This is a genomic window from Pseudomonas sp. Marseille-P9899, from assembly GCF_903166565.1.
In the GTDB taxonomy this organism is placed as follows: Bacteria; Pseudomonadota; Gammaproteobacteria; order Pseudomonadales; family Pseudomonadaceae; genus Aquipseudomonas; species Aquipseudomonas huaxiensis.
Genome location: NZ_CAESCG010000014.1, coordinates 1 through 20,716 on the forward strand (window position 1 = coordinate 1; position 20,716 = coordinate 20,716).

A 20,716-nucleotide genomic window follows, 5' to 3' on the forward strand; every position below is an offset into this window, starting at 1 on the left:
GTGTTGCATAAAGCTACGAAATTCCGGCTTCTTCCGACTTTCATGTAGGCAATTTCCCAATCATACTTCCGCGCCTTATCAGCCGTTGCGCTCGTGGGAATCGGCACCTAGTCTTCGCCGGTCGTTGCCAAATCAACGACCGGCTTTGACAGGCCGACCTTTCCGCAGAACGCTGGTTGCTATGGCAGCTGTGCGTGTGGGCGTCTTCGGGCGCGCCGGGTTTTCTCTGTGGACCGGTCTGTCAACCCGCGCACAGTCGCCACCCTCTTGCTTGACAGCGGGTTCGTGGCGTTTCACTCCTCCACAGAGATCGACACCATGAAAAAGCCCGTACCTGATCCACCCGCCAGCACCCCTCGCCTCGCCACCGTCCACACCCACTTCAGCGTGTGCAACGACAGCCACAAACCCCTGTTCGCCGTCTGCGCCGGTGTCGATATCGAAGATGCCCTGGTGCACCTGTCCATGACGTTGAAGTCAACCTTCGAAACCAACCTGCAAGTCTGCGAACTGGCCGAGCAGGAAGTGGGGGACCTGGCGTGGAGCAGTTATCACTCGCTGGAGATTTCGCGGGCGTTGGTTGAGTCGTTATTGAGGGGGGTTGCGGGGCAGAGAGGCGAAGGCTGAATAGTCGAGTTATGGGGCGTGTGAGCGAGCCAGAAAAAGGGGCGTCCGCTTTTCCGTCGCCCCCTTTCTCCGAGGTGTGTTTTCGCAACTATCACCGTAGACAAAGACCAGCCCTTCTTCATTTTTTGCTTTCAGTTCAAGTGGTTAGCTGTTAAGTAAGTGCCATTCAAATCTGTCCCCTTTTCTCCCTTTTTCCTTCGAAGCCGAGAAATCGGTTATCAAGGCACTGCTGGACGGGATGATTCTTAAATATCAGGTATCGCGGATTATGGGAACCAGCAGCAACCAAGCGGGCAACTGAGAAGAAAGGCTAAGCAGGTGAAACAACACCGGCGCGAGGCCGGTGTAGGGGTATTCAAATCGAAGTCTCATTCTTGATTAAGAAGAAATCTTCCCGAAATAAGCTCTTAAGCTCAGCGCGGCGCTTTGAAAATAGCGAAAAATCACTCGTCACATCCTGAAGGTTTTTTGTAACTCTCACCAGATACCCGTCACTTAACTTTTCAACGGGAAAGCCTGACGCCGCGAGCCGGTCAGCATTCACCTCCTTGGCAAACTCATCTCCGTAAAACATTGCCCAGCCAATGTTTGGAATGTCTGGCTTCAACGCCGAATTGAATGACCCAATCTGAAAGCTGTTATTTTTTTCATGAGAGCCTAACTCAGGATCACTAAAGAGATGAAGCATTCCAAGTTGAGGGGGGAAAATTTCACACCACGCCTTGAATAGCGAATACCAATCAACCCTCTCGCTGCAAGCAGAATTAAAGCGAACTGAACCTGGAATAATTTGCCCCCGAATATTTCGCGATGTATGAACTACACTTCCCGAACACTTAATGGCATTTTTTCTTCGCCATGCAAAATCTTGGTAGAAGTCAGATAAGGCGCCATTGACACGTATGGTAGCCTTGGATGCCCAAACACTCTCACTCGTAGCCCTGCCCATGAAGGGCTCCGTGAATTTATCTGCGTTATGCGATACCTGCTCCGGAATCAGTAGACCATCGTTCAGACTTAACGAGTCAATAAGCCTCTCGCCAGCTCCCCAGCCAATCGTTTCAGATTTAGTTCTAATTGAAATTTGTATATATGATTTCATAATTTATCAAAACTTCGTCAAATCGACCGTTGCAGGATTATACCTGTAAGAAAAAGGGACAAGAAAAGGGGACAGATCTATTTTCAGCAGAAAAGGAGACAGATTTATTTTCGGCTACTTAGAAAAATAAATCCGTCCCCTTTTGGTCCTTTTGGTCCATATCAATCTATCCATTCCACCTCAAGGCCAACTAACTGGGCTTGAAGCCCTACCTCATTCTCGAACCAATAGTCAAAACCCTGAAAAAGGGCACAGATTTATTTTCGGCCACTTAGAAAAATAAATCCGTCCCCTTCCCCTATCCCTTTCCCCTCCTTTTTCCTCTCTAGAAAATTAATCCGTCTCCTTTTCCCTCTCCCCTTTTCCCTCCTTTTCCCTGGTCCCCTTTTCCCTGTCCTTTTCCCTGTCCCCTTTTCCGTGTTCCGTGTTCCGTGTTCCGTGTTCCGTGTTCCGCTTCCGGCCCGGCCTACGAGTTTAAAAGTTAAAGTGCACGACCTAAAATTTCTTTAAAATCATCAGCCAAGTCATCGAAATTTATATCAGAATTAAGAACCATTAGTTGGTCCGCAGTCACATTTAGCGACGCGAATACTTCCTCAAGTACTACTGCATCAATGTTTTTTTCGTAATAGTCCTTAACCAGAACTTTATAAGCCTCAATGCCTTCCACAAAAAAACCTAGCAGCGGATAATCTTTCAGGCCATCCGGTGACGCACACCACGAAGACTGCTTGACACCTCGCCAAAAAAACAGACTTGCATTATCCGTAGAGAACGCTGACTCAACTTTAAATTGCTGAAACGCCTCGGGCATAGTGCTCAAGCAGCTAGACGCATCAGATAGAAGCGAGCCAAATATTACCTTCCCTGCAACGCCTGCGTTAGTAAAGTGCAAAAGCACTCCCCCCCCGAGCCGTCTCTCATTGAGCCCATCTTTTCTTTCCCCGCCCCGCCCCAATTGCAGTTGAATGAGAAATATCTATATTCCCACTCAGGCATAATTATGGCATCCAACAAAGCCAACCCTTTAGCCATACACTTTACACGCTCAATTGAAGGCAGCTTATATATGTTTCGAATCGAACTATTCATCTAAGTTTACCTGATTGTCAGATTTAGCTCTATTTTCTTGCCGAGATAGAACCTGAAGGTTTGAGCTGCAATTTGTACCACCACAACTTTTTGGCTTCACATGATCAAAAGACCGAAAAAGGGGACGACCGAAAAAGGGGACAGATTTATTTTTTCAATCCTCAGAAAAATAAATCTGTCCCCTTTTCCTCTCATAGTGGACTTGACTTTTGGTTACAGACTGCCCTGACCGCCCGCCAATACCTATCGGTCTTCAAAAACCCACAATTGGGTTACCCTTGCCCGTTTTTTTGAAAACTAGCGACATTTGGCAATTAACCTGGCCCTCCTCCTCCCAATGCCATTGAGCCTTCTCCTAAAAATCTCCTACACGCATTTAAACAGTCGCTCACGGACAGTATATTTAGCTGGTATTGATGCAATCATATCCACACTTATTTCTCGAATACTTTCAGACCATTTGTAAACCTTGAAGCGCCCCAGAAAAACCGACACCAAGCGCAACAGTAACACCTCGTCGATTTCGCTCCCATCCTCATCCAGTTCTAAAACAATTAAAGCCCCACCTGAAAACTCTTCAAACAAAAAGGAACCTTCATTCTGCAGATATTCACTCAGCGCCGGCCCTCTAAATATTTCAATCCTTACCCAAGGTTCAACTTCCTGTTTAGAACCCCACAGGCTATTGCACTCCCATTTATTTACTTTTAAATCTAGAAAACTGCAGTCATTGAAAACTTCTTGATCCTGAAAATAAGAAACCGGTAAATCTCCCCAAGCTTGGCTGACCATAAGCCCCCTCTCTGGCAAAACCAATCCGGGCTCTAAAACAACAGCATACTTATCGCTCATCACATATTTCCTGTAAGAAAAAATAATGAAGTGGGCAGATTTACTCCGTTCATGGGAGAAAAAGGGGACGGAGAAAAAGGGGACGGATTTATTTTCTTTAACCCGACCTTGGCCGACCCTGTCCCCGCAGTTCCAATCTGACACCTGATATTTTCTCCACCTCATCAACAAAGCGATCAGCGCCGGTCAACTGCCCTCGCTGCAAGGCTGACCTAATTAGATTTAACTCGTGCTTCGAAGCAGCCTGCCTTAAAAACGATATATACCGATCTTTTCGTATTTCAGGAGTTTCTCCCAACGCGGAATAGCAGGCAGAAATATCCAGCCAATCAAAACCTGGTTGAAGTTGAACTCTGGCTCTGTAGCTCGACCATGTATAGTCTTCAGCATCATCCACCATGCAAGCCCTCACGGGATTTAGCTCAATGTATCGGCAACAGGCAAGCAGATAGCTCTCTGACTGCACCACACTGGACTTATATCGGCTTTCCCATAACGTTCCTGATCGCCCTTCTAACTTATTCCGATATCGCGTCGCTCGGGCTGCCAACGCCTTCATCATCTGACCAAGGCCTGCGACTGCCTCTCCAGGCTCCAACAACAGGTGGACATGATTTGTCATCAGACAGTAAGCATAAATCTTTATACCAAATGTGTCCTTCAGTTCCTGTAGATCATTGACGTAGCGCTGGTAGTCCTCCGCAGCAGCGAATACCACCTGCCGATTGTGACCACGCTGAACAACGTGATGGGGATAGTTGGGTAATACGACTCGTCCTATTCTTGGCATAGCAACCTCATTCCATTGAGGTTTTCAGCTTAGCAAAGCGAAAGAAAATAAATCTGTCCCCTTTTCCACCTTTTCCACGGTCCCCTTTTCCACGTCCGGACACTGCTATAAGTTACCTATAGGTAACAGGACTACAGAGGCGAGTTATTTGGCACGATAGTATTCTCTAAAATTACGAAACTTGCTCCATCCCCACCACCCCAAAAATGCAATCGCCCAAGCCAATATGAAAGCCTGCCCCAAAATCGGCCCCTGCGGCACTGGGAGCAACATCAAGAAACCGAACACCAATACCCCCCAAGCGACTCGGGGGCAGTTCAACAAAGCCATTACCACAGGGATAAATACACAACTTATTGATGTAATAAGTATGTCCTGCGCCATGCCCATAAAAATGCGCTGACCGAGCAGCGGACTTACTGCCAATACGTCCATGGCCGGACCCAGCCCGCCATACAACCGACTAGAGATGTTGAGCCCAAAGCTTGCGGTGGTGAGTAATACGAGGGTTATGATCTTTGGCTTCATGTCCATCAATTGAAGAGTCCTTAGTTAAATTTGTGTCGCGTGTAGAGGCAGTGCCGCAACTTACTTAAAGTAGCCTGAGCTAGCCGCCTGGTTCCGACGAACAGCCATGAGTTCGTCAAGACGCCGTTGCTGCTCCTGCAACAGGTGATCAAGGAAAAAATGGGACATTTAGAAAAATAAATCCGTCCCCTTTTCCTCTCCTTTTCCTCTTGTCCCCTTTTCCTCTTTTCCTGATCAGCAAGGGCAGATGCCAGGAAAAACGGGCACCCTAAACATGTTAAGTAAGTGCCATTCAAATCTGTCCCCTTTTCCCGGCCCTTTTCCCTTGTCCGCTTTTCCCCTCCGCTTTTCCGCTACTTTAACAACTGCGTTATAAGCTCAGTCGATCCAATAGACACAAAACCTCGCTCAACATCATCAAACTCTCCAATGCTCTTGAAAACCAGCCCATTTTCATCACATATGCAATCAATAAAATTTAAATCTTCAGTCAATTGCCCAGACCATCCCTTACAAAGCACACTACGAACTTCATAACCGCTAGGTAATAGAGCAAAATATGAACACCGCTCCGACAAAAGCGCACCAATAGCAGTATTAAAGGACAGTTCTGATAGCCGTAAAGCACCAAAGAATTTTATTTTCCCTCCCAACTCAATAAGAGACTCTTGTAGGTCCGCCCCGCCCAATACCTCATGACCTCGAAACTTTAGTGCTCCCCACAGTTTTCTATAACGAACCATGCGAGTATCCGACTGCCATGCCGAGTTCCCTAACAACAACCAAAAATCATGACCCGGTATATTCTTAGACGATAGGCCATAAACAAAAGCCAACACCGAAACCAATAAATCATTCGAAGTCCCCTCAACCAAGAAACTTGCCACTGAAAGCTCACCAGTTGCCCACCCATCAGAACAACCAAGATTAATTATCTCATTAGAAGCTATATCATTTGAGCTCGCAATCTTGATATCAATAGTCATAGTGATTTCCAGCCTCATCATTAAAGTGGGAACCTCGATTCTGTAAGTTCCCCAACCCAAAATCGTGCCCACCTGCATCGTCGCGAATCTTTACCGTTTTAGTACCCCCTCCTGATACTGGAATTTCAAATTCATATATATATCCCGGCTGAGGATTACCCCTTTTATCGACATTTTGTAAAACGCGGCTAGGTTGCTGACTGGTAGGAACACCAGATTGGCGTTTGGCTTCATTAAAAGCACCTCTTCGCCCCGCCCCGGGAGGGCTCATATTTTCAGGAACTTTGTCTTTTGTTACATAAGTAATACTCTCTCTGGATTTTGCCTTACCTACGACTATTGCCCCAAACTTAGCCGCAAAAAGAACCGCAGCTTCACTAGCCGGATTGAGGCCCAACGCCTCGATAAACGCACTGCCCGATGGTGCTGCTATGCCCGCAGTAGCTACAGGCTGTGCTTCCAAATTCAGCTGGTGAAAGGCTTTCAGAATCTCTCCAGGCTGTCCCTCAAGCTCAGCGTAATAGCCCAGCTGTTGCCACTTCAAGACGGCGTCATAGATTTCTGCCGCTTTAGCTTGGCAAGCAGACGTGGTATTGCCACTGCATGCGTCCTCCAGCGCCTGCTGGTTGAGCTTATGGATGGCGAAATAGCGTTGAGCGATCTGGTCACAGCCCGTCCCACTGCAGTTACTCAACTCCTTAGCAAACACCTGCATTTCATGGTCAGTGAGATAGTTGTACTGCGTCGAGTTCGCAGCAACCCAAGCACCCGTCGCAAGCTCTTTCGCATCACCTCCCGAAGCAGCGGCCGCAAGCACACCAACCAGCTGTGAACTCATCACCAACAGCCGGTCCTTATCGGCCTTTGGCATATCACCAAACTGTCCGGCCAACTTATCGACCAACGCTTCGTTCAAGCCCGCAGCCAATGCGCCAGTCTTGAAGTCTCCTCCCGCCGCTTCAGCCGCCAAACCACCCATGATTGCGTGAAGACCAACCTTGGTTATCTGGTTTACTGCCGTCTTCGGCGCTCCGACATAGGCGTCACCGATTGCATTGAACCCAACAGCAGTGAAGGTATTGACCAAGCTGGTACGCAATGCATCATCGAACTGGCTGTCACCACCCAATGCCCTATCCAGAAGGGTCGACGTCCCGTTCTGCAACAACTGATTGGCTCCGAATCGGGTAACGCCATCAAGCGTGTTCAAACCACCCTCAGCGACAACTTTGCTGGCGTTCGGCAAAGCTCCGCCAACCTGTGTTTGCGTGCCGGTCCACTTGTCGTAAACCCCAGCGGTCAGCCCCGCCGTAACGCCGGTCACAACGTAGCCACGCATGGCATCCGTGGAGGTCACATCCTTGAATACCGCCCCGAGATTGCCTCGGTTGTTGATAGTGCTAACAGTTGCATTCGTAGCTGCGGAGGTAGCCACGGCAGAGAGTGCGACGTTCGCCCAGCCGGCACTAACGGCCGTTCCAGTCGCAGTGAAGCCTGCAGACGCCATGGCCGTACCCGCTGTTGCGCCGGTACCGATGAGCCCGCTGAACATCGGCCCGGCAACCGCCGCCAGAATGATCGCAATAATGATCTGCGCCGCCGGCCCCAACCCCGAGTTCGAATACTTGAAGCTGGTATGAATCTCCTGCACCTGTCGCCAGTCGACTCCGCCCTGCGCATCCAGCTCTTTCAGCCACGCGAGTTTCGGATCGGCCTTGACCATGGCGTCGATGGATTCGTGCACGGTCTGTTGGTTGACCTGCAACACGTCCGCGTGGATGGTGCCGACCGCTTTGATGACCAGGTCACCCTGGGCCACCAGTTCGCTCTGGCGCACGGTTTCATCGGTGCTGCCCTTGCCCTTCATGCTGAACCAGCCCGCATCGGACTTGCTCTTCTCGTGACTCTCCTGATGCAGGTCCTTCACTGCTTCGAAGGTGATGTCCCCACCGCTGTCGAGGGTCAGGTCGCCGCCGCTGTTAAGCTTGGCGGCCTGGTAGTGCTGGTCGCTGCCGCTTTCGAGGGTGAGGTCGCCGCCGGTGGTGATTTCACTGCCAATGTTGGTGACCTGGGTAACTTCGTCGCGCTGGGTTTTCTTGCTGCCGAAGCTGCCCTTTTTCTTCATGTCGTACAGCGAGTAGTCGCTGTCTTCGGCGGCCAGCAGGGCAAGGCGATCACCGGCAACCAGGTAGGCGTTGTCGCCCGCGCTGATCCGGCTGGCGATCATGGCCAGGTCCTGGCCAGCCGTCAGGGTGACGTCGCCGCCCGCACTGAGCACCGACGAGACCTGGCTTACGTGGTCTTCCTGGCGCTTCACCGTCCGGGTCTTGCTGGTGGTGTGCTCTTCGTCCGCGGCCGAGATGATGCTCAGGTCTTCCGTTGCCGAGATGTCCAGGTCTCGCTTGGCATCAATGCGGCTGGCAATGGCGCTGAAGTCCCGCCCGGCCGCGACGTTCAGGTCACGCCCGGCTTCCACGGTGGAGCCGTTTTGCGTGATGGTCTGCCCGCGCAGCATCTTGCCCAGATCGATATTGACGACCTGCTCTGCCGACTCGATATGCACGTCGCGCCCGGCGGAAAGGCTGGTATCACGCCCACTGGTCAGCACGCCCCCCACGTTCCAGATATCGCGCCCGGCCCGAATGCTCAGGTCGTTGGCCGCCTCGATCCGCGCGGCGCTGTCGGCAAAGTCACGGGTCAACGACTTGCCGGTGCTGTTGTCGAGAGTGGTTATGGTGCGTTCGTTGATCACATCGCCAGCGACCGCGGTGAGGCTCACGTCGCGACCGCTGATGATGCCGCTGGACTTGTTGATGATGTTGTTGCCGGCCAGCAAGTCCAGGCGGTTACCCGCTTCGATCAGGCCGCTGTTGATGAGGTCGTTGCCGGCCATGGCCGAGAGGTTGTTGGTGGCGCGCAGGGTGCCAGCGTTGAGCAGGTTTTCGCCGGCGATCAGGTTCAGGTCCTGACCGGCGATCAAGGCACCGTTCGGGGCCAGGCGGCCGTCGGCATGGGCCATGTACAGCACCGGCACCAGGACGTTTTCGCCATTCACCTCGTACTCTTCGAGCCAGACGATATCGTGGGTCAGGGCCGCAACCTGTTGCGCGGTCAGGGTGACACCCACCGTCAGCTTGAGTTGCTGCTGGCTGGCCAGCGCGTTATCCATCAGGTACTTGAACAGCTTTTCGCCGGTGTTCTGCCCGTCGATGAAGCGTTGGCCGGTGTGTTCCAGCACTGCCTGCTGAATCAGGCGCTGCTCATACAGGCCGTCACCCAGGCGCTTGGCGCTGTCATCCGGGTTGTAGCCGAGCCCCGCCAGCAGGTAGTCGGAACTCATGAACTGCTTGAGCTCGGTGAGCACCGGGTTGGTTTCGATCAGGTATTTGTGCGGCTGGGCAACAGCGCTACGATCGGGCAGGCCCTGGACACGGTCGATGGTCTGACTGGCCACAGGCGTTGATTGCTCAACGGCAGCAAGTGGTTGAGCTACGACCGGTGCAGGCCGATTGCCGCTTTCCACGGGGTTCACGTTGACCGTGGGCGCGCCAACGGCGAGCGGTGCCAGCGCCGGAAGCGCATTGACCGGCGCAGGAGTGCCCGTGACGCGGATGTCTCGCTCCGCAGCAGTCAGGTTTGCCACCGCCACGTCAGGATGCCCGGCGCCCGGCTGGTTTCCGGTTGCCTGGACATCACGCTCCGCAGCGGTCAGGTTTGCAACCGTCAGATCAGGACGCCCAGCGCCCGGCTGGCCAATGGTTACGCTGACATCACGCTCTGCGCTGGTCAGGCCGGCCACCGTCATATCGGGCCGCGCAGTGCCCGGCTGGCTACCGGGCACGCTGACATCGCGACTGTCTTTGGTCAGGGCCGAAACGGTCAGGTCAGGGCGAACGCCGCCCGCCTGGCTGCCTGCGACGCTGACACCACGATTGCCGGTGTTGAGGTCGACATTCAGGTCCGGGCGGGAAGTCCCCGATCCGGAAGGCGCGGTGACGACAATCTGCGTACCGCGTTCGCCGAGGGTCAGCCCCGAAAGATCGAGATCTGCCCGCGAGACGTCGACAGCCGACGCCGAACCGGCAGAGGTGTCTTGAGTGCCAATGCCATCCGCACGGGTGATATCGCCCACCGTGGCATTACCCGGCTGCCAGACACCCACCTGCGCATCACCCGGGCCAGCAACCTTGATGACGCTGGCACTGGCACCGATACCGCTGGCTTCACGCGCCGCCACCGAGAGCTGACGCGCGCTGGCAGACAGTTGCTCGACACCGTCCAGCTGGAACGTGCGCCCGTGGGTTTCGGGAAGCGCTTGCTGGCGCTGGGTCAGCCCGATGCCGGTACCACCCACGGACCAGTTTTGAGGCGCGGCGCTGCCTTGGGCGATATTGCCGTTGCTGGCATCCAGCGTGCTCAGGCGGAACAAACCGTCTTTTCCGTCCGGCAAACTGAAGCTGCGCAAGGTCAGCGGATTGATCTGACGCTGGGCCAGGTCCGGCGGCAATTGCGCGGTAATAACGGGTTTGATGGTCGACGCGAAGACATCGGCATTGGTATCGCGGGTTTGCGCCGGGGTATTGAGGTCGGTGGCGTTCGGCCGGATGACGCTGTTGTCGATCTTCTGCGTCGCGTTGATCGTTACCGAACCTGCGGCCTGGATGACGGCGGGAGCGAGAACGCTGCCAGATGTCGGCACTGTATAGCGGGACGTATGGTCATAAATGCCAAGCGCCATGATCTGATCAAGGGTGACCTCGCCCGGACGGTAGTTGGCCGAGTTCGGATTGTTGGTGTCGTTGAACCTCGCCTGGAGATTGATGAAGGTGTTGTAGAGACCACGATCGCGGGTGTAGGCAAGGGTCGAGAGATGAACCTCTTCACCTCCGGCTGCACCGGTGTTGTTCAGTACCCCGGTGTTGATCAGGATGTTGCCTGTCGCCGATACCGAGCTGTAGAGGTTGGAGAAGGTCTTGCCGGCAACCGTCAGGTCGGCGCCAGCGTTGATGAACGCACTGGCCGAGCTACCTTTGACGACATCTTCGGATATCTCCACTGCATCGAAATACAGCTCGCAACCTTTACCTTTGCAGTAATCATTGCTCGTGATGACGAGGCTGCCCGAGCGGACCTTTTTCTCGGTGCTGAACTGGTCGCGACGGTTACTCAGGCTGTCCGCCATCAGGCGCATATTGCCGGCGCTTTCGAGGGTGCCCGAGACGTTCTCGATCAGGGCGCTGTTGCCATTGCTATCGTCGCGCGCGATATCCAGCCCGCCAAGGCTGTAGAAATCGCCAAAGCGGTTGGTGACATCGTTGACCCGCAAGGTCATGTCATTGCCGCTGAAGATCAGGCCTTTCTCGTTCAACAAATGGCTAACGTTCAGGCGAACCTTTTCCGTTGCGCCCAACGAGCCGAAGTTGTTCAACGTGGTGGCATCAATTGTGAGGTCGCCGACGGAACTGATGCGGCCATGATTGTTCAGGACGGTGCTGCTGATTCGGGTGGCCGCCCCGCCGGCAATACTGACGTTCTGAGCCAATTCCAACCGTGCGCTGGCGAAACTCATGGCCCCGAGACTGCTGAGCCGGCCATTGCCGGTGTAACCACCGGTGAGCTGAATCGTCATGCCGGCATCGCTGGCAATCGCACCTTCGTTGAACCAGCTCGCTCCACTCCCGGTGAAGCTGTCAGACGCCAGTAATTGCCCTTCGGAAGTTTGCTGCAGGTTGTTGACGTTTACGGTGAGGCGCGCGGCCTGAATCAGGCCGTTGTTGATCCATCTGTCCGCTACCAGTGTCAAACCACCTCGGGTTACCACCTCACCACCGACGTAATGCAGGTTCGAGGTGGCAACATCAAAGGTACCGGTGCCACTGTGCAAGATACTGCCCGCCTGGTTCTGAAGGGCGACGCTGTTCAGTACCAGATCGCTGTTGACCACCTCCAGGCGACCATTGTTGTTGTTGAATGTACCGTCAATCTGGAAGTTGCTTGTGCCATCGCGACCCAGAGCGCGTATTTGGCCGTTTTGGTTGATGACGGCGACGGCTCGCACGCCCAGCGTGGTGTCGCTTTCGATGACCCCTGAGACGTTATCGAGCCGCGAGGAAAGACCTATCTCAACCTTGTTCGCAGCGACCTGACCGAAGTCGTTGTTCAGGGAGCCGCCTTCCAGTTGCAATCGGTCCTTGGCAAATACACCGCCCTGCGCGTTGGTCAGTTGGTTGAAGCGAAGTACGGCCTCGCCGGCTTGCGCGGCAATTCGACCGTTTTGGTTGTCGATGACGCCAGCCACCAGATTCAGGCGCTGCCCCTGAAGTACCCCTCCTTTGCTGGCCTGGTCATAGCCGTTCAACAGGGAGGTATAAATATTGACGTCCAGCAGCCCGTTGACACTCGCCAGCGTGCCGCCTTGGTTGGCCAGAGTGTTGGCCTTGAGGACGACATCACCGGTTTGCGCCAGAAGCGTGCCACCCTCGTTGTTGACACCATTATCGAACTCCAGATCCAGACCCACCTGGCCCCGAACCTGTCCGGCGACGTTACTAAGCCCCGCAGCCTTTACCCGCACGTCGGCAGCCTGGCTGTAGATCAAACCGTCAGCATCGTTTTGGACAAGGTCATTACTGGTGATCGTCACCCGCTCTTTCGCGGCAATGGTGCCTTTCTGGCGGTTATCGATGCCGCGCGCAAGTAGGGTCAGCAGGCTCTGGCTGACGATCTGACCGCCCTGGTTGTTGACCCGAGTGGCCTGCTGCAGCAGCAGCGGGCCTCGACTGGCCAACGTGCCAGCGTGGTTGTCCAGGCTGGATATGGCGAGCAGCAGGGCTTGTTGGGAATTGACGGTCCCGCCGGTGTTGTCCAGCGTGGCGGCCCGCAGCTCCAGGTCGGCGCCGCTATCGATCAGGCCATTGTTCGTGTTGTCCAGCGCGCCTGTGACCGTAATGCTTTGCTCAGCGCCACTGGACAGGATCCCGCCATTGTTATCGATGCTGTCGGCCTGCACGGTCAAACGGCCCTGACTGACCAGAGCACCGGCCCCACTGTTGAGCAAGGATCCGGAAAGACTGACGTCAACAGTCCCCTGTCGACTGGAGACGGTACCGTTGTCGCGGTTGTCGAGACGAACGCCGTCGATATCGACACCCTGCCAGCCCGAGATCAGCCCCTCGCGGTTGATCAGCTCATTGGCGTTGATGGTCAGCACGCGGCTGCCGATCAATTTGCCGGAGCTATTGTCGAGGGTCGATGCATTCATCGACAGGTTTTGCAGGCTGGACAGTTCGCCGTTCTGGTTGCTGAAGCTACCGAGCCGTTCAAGGGTCAGCGAGCCTTTGGCGAGAATCTGGCCATTGCGGTTGTCGAACGAGCCGTTATTGAAGTCCAGTGTGATGCTCTGATCACCGACTATTCGCCCACTGGCCAGGGTCAAACCACCCAGGTTCAGTGCCATTGCGCCTTTGGAAGACACCTCTCCGCCATTGCCCGTGTTCAGGCTGGCGGCCCTCAGATCAAGCACACCCTGGCTGTTGATCAAACCCGCCAGACGGTTATCCAGCGCCATGGCATTCAGGGTGACGGCGGCGGTGCCGAGCAGGCTGCCGTTCTGGTTATTCAGCTCCGCGCCGACAACCGTCAACGCTCCGGTCGCACTGATCAACCCCTGTTCGCTGTTGTCTAGACGCCCATCGCTGGTCAATTGCAGGTCGCCACGACTGGTTACCATACCGCCACGGTTATCCAGCGCTCCCGCATGGATATTCAGGCTAGCCGCACCGATCAAGCCCTTGAGGTTTGTCAGCATCTGACTCAAGCGCAGCGTCAGGCCCTGATTACTCAAGAGCTTGCCCGATTCGTTGTCCAGGCTCTGTGCGCTGAGGGTGAAGCTTTGGGTGCTGGAAATTTCACCGTTCAGGTTGCTGACGGTATTGAGATTGTTGAATAGCAGCGCGCCAGTGGCATTGATCAACCCGCCCTGGTTGTTCAGTTGCCCATTGTTCAGGTCGAGCGTCAGGCCGCTGTTGCTGAAGAGCTTGCCGCCCTGCTGGTCAAGACCGGTGATGCTTGCGCTCAGTGCCTTGGCGCTGCCGATACTGCCACCGTTGGTGACCTGCCCGGCCGACAATTCCAGCGTTTCGCCGCTACCGAGACGTCCCGCCTGGTTGTTCAGCGCGCCCGTGGTGACCGACAACGCTCCCCGGCTACTGATATTGCCCTGCTGGTTGCTCAGGCTGGTGCTGCGCAGCGCCACGGCGGCGTCGCTGAGCAACTCGCCTTTCTGGTTATCCAGCATGCCGCTGAGTGTGACGGCCAGCCGTTGTGCACTGGACAAACTGCCCTGCTGGTTATCCAGATTGCGCGCCTTGATCTCAAGGGTGCTTTCGCTGCTGATCAAGCCCTGGCTGTTGTTCAGATCACCCGTGAAATCCATTACCAGTGGCAACTGGCTGAGAACTTTCCCGCCGGCGTTGTCCAGCGTCTTGCCGCCCAGCGCCAGCGACTGGCTGCTGAGTTGACCCTTGTTACGGTTCAGGACCTGATCGACTGTCAAGGACAGCGCCCGTCCCGAAAACACCAGGCCGTTGTCACTGTTGTCCAGGCGCTGGCCAGCGATAACAACGTCGGCATTGCTGGTGAGCTCGCCCGCGCGGTTGTCGATGCTTGCGACCGCGACGCTCAGCGCTTTCGTAGCGCCGATCAGACCGCCTCGGTTATCCAGCTCAGTACCGTTAACCTGCAGCGTGTCGGTGCCGATCAAGTTGCCGCTCTGGTTATCGATACGATCCGCATTGACGGTCAGGTCAGCCTTGCCCGCAATCTCGCCACCCGTGTTTGCCAGCCTGGCGCTGGTCAGCAGCACCGTACCGTCACCGGCCAGGGTGCCACGCTGGTTGTCGATCAGATCGGTGGCACTGATCTCGAGTACGCCACGGCTGCTGAGCATGCCGTCTACGTTGTTCAGGCTGAGGCTGCGGCTATTCAAGCTGGCTGCACTGATACGGCCTTTGACATTGAGCAGTACCTGATCCACCCGCAGGGCCAGACTCTGGTTGCTGATCAGCTTGCCACTGCTGTTATCGAGGGTGCGGGCGGCCAACGTGAACCCGCCCTGGCTGGAGATTTCACCGTTGCGGTTGGTGACGTTGCCAAGGTTTTTCAGTACCAGAATCGGGGCGTTGATCAAACCCGCATTGTTCAAGTCGCCCTGCTGCAGATCGAGGGTCACCTGGGTGTTACTGAACAGCTCGCCACCCTGCTGGGCAAGGCCGGCAAGGTTGGCAGTCAACGTCGAGGCACTGGAGATTCGGCCCTCGTTATTGACCTGGGAAGCAGTCAGGTCGAGGGTTTCGGCACTGATCAGCCGCCCGTTTCCGGTGTTATTGAACTGCCCCGTGCTCACGACGGCCGCGCCCTGGCTCTTGAGCAGACCCTGCTGGCTGTTGTCGAGGCTGGCGCTGGTCAGCGCCAGGGTTTGCGCGGTTTCAACGACGCCACCCTGATTGAGCAGATCGCCGCGGCTGGTGATCTCCAGCTTGCCGGCACTGGAAAGGCTACCAGCCGTGTTGTCGATACGCTGAGCGGACGCCTGCAAGGTCCCTTCGCTGCTGATCTGGCCGTGGGTGTTTTCCAGCCCCTCGGACAGTTGCACCAGCAATGAGCGCTGCCCGGCAAGCGTACCCTGGGCGTTGTTCAGAGAAGTGCCACTGAGACGCGCATCGCGGGCGAACAGCAGCCCTTTGGCCTGGTTGATCACCTGCGCCACAGCCAGTTGCAAGGTGCCACCGGCCAGGAGTTTCCCGCCGCTGTTATCAAGGCGCAGGCCATCCACATCGGCGTCTGTCTGGCTGGAGATCTCTCCCGCACGGTTGTCGACTTCGCCGACGTTGAGTTTCAGCGCTTTTGTCGCGCCGACCAGGCCCCCGGCACGGTTGTCGAGCGAAGTGCCGACGAGGGTCAGGTTGCCCTGCGCGACCAGCTCACCACCTTGTTGATTCAGAACGGCAATGGAAGCGTCCAGGTCAGCCTGACTGGCAACGCGGCCCTTGGCGTTCTCGACGGTATCCAGTACCAGTTGCACCGGCCCCGCAGCGCTGATCAAGCCGCCCTGGTTGCGCAACTGGTCGCCATTGATGGTCATTGCCTGTTTGCTGCTGACCAGGCCTTCGCGGTTGTCCAGTTGAGCAAGATGCAGGCTCACATCCCGATTGGCGCGGATCACGCCGCCACGGTTGTCCAGGCCGCTGCCGCGTACGGTCAGCAGGTCCTGTCCGGTCAGGCGGCCCTCGCGGTTGTCCAACGCCACCGCCCGGATATCCATCAGCCCTTTGGCTACTACGCTGCCTGCGGCCTGGTTATCCAACAGACCGCCCACGTCGAGGGTCAGGCTGCCATCGCTTACCAGGGTGCCGGACACGCTGTTGTCCAGACTCGCCGAAGCTATCTGCAGGCGCTGGGCGGCGCCCACGGTCCCCCGCTGGTTGACAAGGGCACCCTGGATTACCAGATCAAGGCTGACATCGCTCATGAGCTGGCCATTGCGGTTGTTCAAGGTCATGGCGTTGACCACGCTGGTCCCCGCACTGGAAACCTCGCCATCGACGTTGAGCAACTCGCCGGTCAGCGCCAGGCTCAGGTTGCCCGAACTGCTGAACAGGCCGCTGCCGTTACTCAGGCTTGCAGCCTGGGCATCGATTCCGGTCGCCAGAATCTCGCCGTAGGTATTGACCAGCGCCTGGTCGATCCTGAGCGTCAGCGCCCGGTCACTCAACAGGCTGCCGCCGCTGTTATCCAGGCTTTGCGCGGCCAGGGTGAAGGCCTGCGTGCTGGAAATCTCGCCGCTCTGGTTGATCACGGTTGCAAGGTTCTTGAACACCAGCGGTCCGGGTGCGGTGATCAGACCCCCACTGTTGTTCAGGCCGCCCTTGTTCATGTCCAGCGTCAGCGCGCTGTTGCTGTAAAGCTGACCGCCGCCCCGTTGGTCAAGGCCGGCAAGGCTGGCAGTGAGCGCCCGAGTGCTGGCAATGCGCCCCGCATTACGGTTGTCCACCTGCCCCGCCACCAGATTCAACGTGTCGGTACTGGTTATGCGCCCGCTTAGCTGGTTGTTCAGGGCTCCGGTCGTGATCTGCACGGCACCGTCGCCAAACACTTTCCCGCCACGGTTATCGAGGCTGCCACTGGACAATGTCACGGTTGCGGCGCTCAGCAATTCGCCCTTCTGGTTGCTGATCGCCCCCTGGGTTTCCAGCGCCAAGGGGCTGGCGCTGCTCAGGCGACCGCTATCGTTGTTCAAGCTGGCCGAGCGCAATGTCAGCCCGGCATCGCTGCGCAGCGTACCTAGCTGGTTGTTCAGATGACCGCTCAAGAGCATCGACAGGTTGCGCTTGCCGTACACACTGCCCTGGTTGCTGTTATCCAGTTCGATAGCACTCAGGCTGATCGACCGCTGTCCGGAGATGATGCCCTTGAGTTGGTTGTCCAGGCGCTGCAGGGTCAACTGCATATCGCCATTGGCGAGCAAACGGCCGCCTCTGCTGTTGTCGAACTGGCTGCCGCTGACAGTCAGGTCGGCGACACTCGAGACCTCACCGGCGCGGTTGTCCAGGTTGTCCACCACGAGGGTCATGGCCTTGCCGGAATTGAGCAGGCCACCCGCACGGTTATCCAGCCCGCTGCCGTTGACCTGCAGTTGGCCGGCCGCCACGACACCGCCACCACGGTTGTCGACCTGCCCGATCGTCAAGCTCAGATCGCTCTTGCCGGTGATGCTTCCCTTGAGCTGGTTGTCCAGGCTGACGGCCGTCAGTTGCAACTGCGCGCTCGCGGCCAAGAGACCGGCCTGGTTGAGCAACTGGCCGCTGATCACGGCATCGAGGATGCCGTCACTGGTGAGTCTGCCCTGGCGGTTATCAAGGCTGCCGGCGCCGAGGTTCAACGCGCTGCCGGCAGCGATACGCCCACTGACGTTGCCTACCGCACCCTGGTGGTTGAGGGTGAGCAGCTTGTCGCCCTGAATCAGGCCAGCGCCGTTGTTCAGTGACATCCCGCTCAGGAGGGTATCTGTGCCAGTGATTTCGCCCTGGCGGTTGTCCAGTAACGCCTCGACATGGGCCGTCAGCGCATCACGAGCAACAAGAGCGCCACCACTGTTCACCAGCGAATTGGCCCGCAGATCGATTCCGGTCGCGGAGACCAGTCCTCTGGCGTTGGTCAGCGCCTGACTGATGCGCACGACCAGCGCCTGCTCGCTGAGCAGTTTGCCGCTACGGTTATCCAGGCTTTGCGCGGAAAACGTAAAGGCTTGGGTACTGGAGATTTCCCCGCCCTGGTTATCGACGCCAGCGAGGTTGCTCAGCAACAGCGCCCCTGGCGCATGAATCAAACCACCCTGGTTGTTCAGGTAACCGTGGTTCAGATCCAGGCTTACCCCGGCCTGGCTGTACAGACGCCCATCATTGTGTTGATCGAGTGCCGTGACGGATGCGCTGAGTTGCCGCTGGCTGGTCAGACGCCCGCCGCTGTTATCCACCTGCCCCGCGACCAGCGTAAGCGTGCCATCGCTGTTGATCGTGCCCTTGGCGTTGTTCAACCCGCCATTCACCGTCAAGCCAAGGTGTTCTTTGGCGTAGAGGCTGCCGTTGCTTGCGTTGTCCACGCTGCCAGCGGTCAGTTGCAATGTGCTGCCCGCGGCAAACAGCCCGGTCTGATTGAGCAACTGCCCGGCAATGCGTGCGGTCAACTGAAGGTCGCTGACCAACTTGCCATTGCTGTTGTCCAGGCTGCCCGCAGCGACATCAAATGACTGGGCGGCAAACAACGTGCCCTGGCGGTTATCCACCGCACCGAGGCTGTCCAGCCTGGTTGTTGCATCGCCTTGCACCAGCCCTGCGCGATTGTCCAGCGAACCTACGGTAAGCGAAACATTGCGGGCGAGTACCTCGCCGGTACGGTTATCCAGCCCAGCGTCGATCTGTGCCGTCAGGCTGTCGGTGGCGCTGAGTTTGCCCTGCTGGTTGTCGAGGCTATTGGCGTGAAGGTCCAGAGACTTCGCGGAGACCAGTCCCTTGGCGTTATTCAGCGCCTTCGCAATGCGCAGGGTCAGTGCTTGCTCGCTGAGCACCTTGGCATTGCTGTTGTCCAGTGTTTCAGCCGCGAGGGTGAAGGCACGGTTGCTGGAGATTTCTCCAGCCTGATTGTCGACCTTGCCGAGATTGCTCAGGATCAATTGCCCAGGCGCATTGATCACTCCGCCCTGGTTGTTCAAATAGCCGTGGTTGAGGTCCAGGCTCACATCGCCCTGGCTGAAGATCCGGCCATCATTGTGCTGATCCAGGCCAGTTGCACTGACGTTCAGCGACTGGCTGCCACTGATACGGCCACCCTCGCCGTTGTCCACCTGGCCGGCCTTCAACTCCAGCGTCCCGGAACTGCGCAGGGCGCCTTGCTGGTTGTTCAAACGACCATCCAGCTGCACGTCGAGATGATTGTCCGCGTACAAGCTGCCCTGGCGGTTATCCAGGGTGAGAGCAGTGAGTTTCAGTGTTCCGGTCGAATCCAGATTGCCGTTGCGGTTATCAAGCTCCCCACCCAGAAGATCTAGGTCAGCCTGGCTACTGATACGGCCCTGACCCTGGTTATCGAGGCTGCCAAGGCGCAGGCTCATGTTGCCAGCAGCAGCAACCAGTCCCGCCTGGTTGAGCAGGAGTCCGGCAATCACAGCGCTCAACGCGCCGTCGCTGGTGAACTTGCCTTCCGTGTTGTCCAGGCTGGCGGCATCAAGGGTGAGCGTACTACCCGCTGCCAAGGTGCCTTTCTGGTTACTCAGCGCGCCGCTGGATATCCTGAGTAACCGGTCACCCTGAATCCGCCCGCCAACGTTGTCCAGAACGCCGCTGGTCAGCGAAAGATCGTTGGCGAGAACTTCGCCGTTGCGGTTGCTGAGCAGCCCGTTCACGCCCAGTAACAGGCTGTCGCGAGCACTCAACTTGCCGTCCAGATTGCCCAGACTGCCGACGACGGCATCCAGACTCCTGGCCGAAACCAGGCCTTTGACGTTTTCCAGCACACCGGCTATGCGCAACGTCAGCGCTTGCTCGCTCAACAGCTTGCCGTGGCTGTTGTCCAGACTGCTGGCGTGCAGGATAAAGCCTGTGCTGCTGGAAATTTCTCCACGGCTGTTATCGACGGTGTCGAGGTTGCTCAGCAACAGTTGGCCTGGACTGTTGATCACGCCACTTTGGTTATTCAGATGGCCGTGATTGAGGTCAAGGCTCAGGCTGCTTGCGCTGTCCAGACGACCCTCTTCGCGCTGGTCCAGACCAGTCACACTGGCACTGACACTCTTGCCGCTAATGCGCCCGCCCGTGCGGTTGTCGAGCAAGGCGGACTTCAGTTGCAGGCTGCCTTCAGCACGCAATTGACCACGCTGGTTGTTCAGGTTGCCACTGCTCAGCAACAGGTTCGAACCCGCACCGATCAAGCCGCTCTGGTTGAGCAGGTTACCGGCGATGGTGGCCGTCAGTGCTGCGTTGCTGGTCAGTTTGCCGAGGCTGTTGTCGAGGCTGCTGGCCTGCAATTCCAGCGAATGAACACTGGCAAGAGTGCCGTTGCGGTTGTCCAGCACTCCGCCGCCGATCTTCAGCAGGTTGTCGCCTTGAACCCGACCTTGGGCGTTATCCAGCGAACCCACGGTGAGTCGGACTTCATTGGCCAGGATCTCACCCGCGGTGTTGCTCA

Annotated in this window: 8 protein-coding genes; 1 reads left to right on the top strand and 7 read right to left on the bottom strand. The window is 56.6% G+C overall.

What is annotated here, in order from left to right; genetic code table 11:
• Positions 1-318: 318 nt before the first annotated feature.
• On the top strand, positions 319-627 hold the full coding sequence (locus HWV67_RS31300; RefSeq protein WP_175654035.1) for a DUF3077 domain-containing protein: 309 nt from the start codon (positions 319-321) through the stop codon (positions 625-627).
• A gap of 355 nt (positions 628-982) precedes the next feature.
• Here the strand turns inward: HWV67_RS31300 and HWV67_RS31305 are convergent, their stop codons facing one another.
• From HWV67_RS31305 to HWV67_RS31340, 7 genes are all read right to left on the bottom strand, one after another.
• Positions 983-1,576, bottom strand: coding sequence for a hypothetical protein (locus tag HWV67_RS31305; RefSeq protein WP_256680258.1), 594 nt, complete (start codon positions 1,574-1,576; stop codon positions 983-985).
• A 634-nt stretch (positions 1,577-2,210) separates the two neighbouring features.
• Entirely contained in the window at positions 2,211-2,624 is a 414-nt protein-coding gene (locus tag HWV67_RS31310; RefSeq protein WP_175654037.1) for a hypothetical protein, read from the bottom strand.
• A 563-nt stretch (positions 2,625-3,187) separates the two neighbouring features.
• Entirely contained in the window at positions 3,188-3,673 is a 486-nt protein-coding gene (locus HWV67_RS31315) for a hypothetical protein (RefSeq protein WP_175654038.1), read from the bottom strand.
• 97 nt (positions 3,674-3,770) lie between these two features.
• Positions 3,771-4,463 (bottom strand): transposase, encoded by a 693-nt coding sequence (locus HWV67_RS31320; protein WP_175654039.1) that lies wholly within the window; start codon positions 4,461-4,463, stop codon positions 3,771-3,773.
• Positions 4,464-4,607: 144 nt separating this feature from the next.
• Entirely contained in the window at positions 4,608-4,997 is a 390-nt protein-coding gene (locus tag HWV67_RS31325; RefSeq protein WP_175654040.1) for a hypothetical protein, read from the bottom strand.
• A gap of 347 nt (positions 4,998-5,344) precedes the next feature.
• Entirely contained in the window at positions 5,345-5,977 is a 633-nt protein-coding gene (locus HWV67_RS31330; protein ID WP_175654041.1) for a hypothetical protein, read from the bottom strand.
• Positions 5,967-20,669, bottom strand: a complete 14,703-nt coding sequence (locus HWV67_RS31340) for a hemagglutinin repeat-containing protein (RefSeq protein ID WP_218585623.1) — start codon at positions 20,667-20,669, stop codon at positions 5,967-5,969. The genes HWV67_RS31330 and HWV67_RS31340 overlap by 11 nt, the downstream gene beginning before the upstream one ends.
• Positions 20,670-20,716 lie beyond the last annotated feature (47 nt).

What these genes read in the sequence shown, in the direction of transcription:
- HWV67_RS31300 (WP_175654035.1), top strand. Translation starts at nt 319, where the DNA reads ATGAAAAAGCCCGTACCTGATCCACCCGCCAGCACCCCTCGCCTCGCC.
- HWV67_RS31305 (WP_256680258.1), bottom strand. Translation starts at nt 1,576, where the DNA reads ATGGGCAGGGCTACGAGTGAGAGTGTTTGGGCATCCAAGGCTACCATA.
- HWV67_RS31315 (WP_175654038.1), bottom strand. Translation starts at nt 3,673, where the DNA reads ATGAGCGATAAGTATGCTGTTGTTTTAGAGCCCGGATTGGTTTTGCCA.
- HWV67_RS31320 (WP_175654039.1), bottom strand. Translation starts at nt 4,463, where the DNA reads ATGCCAAGAATAGGACGAGTCGTATTACCCAACTATCCCCATCACGTT.
- HWV67_RS31325 (WP_175654040.1), bottom strand. Translation starts at nt 4,997, where the DNA reads ATGGACATGAAGCCAAAGATCATAACCCTCGTATTACTCACCACCGCA.
- HWV67_RS31330 (WP_175654041.1), bottom strand. Translation starts at nt 5,977, where the DNA reads ATGACTATTGATATCAAGATTGCGAGCTCAAATGATATAGCTTCTAAT.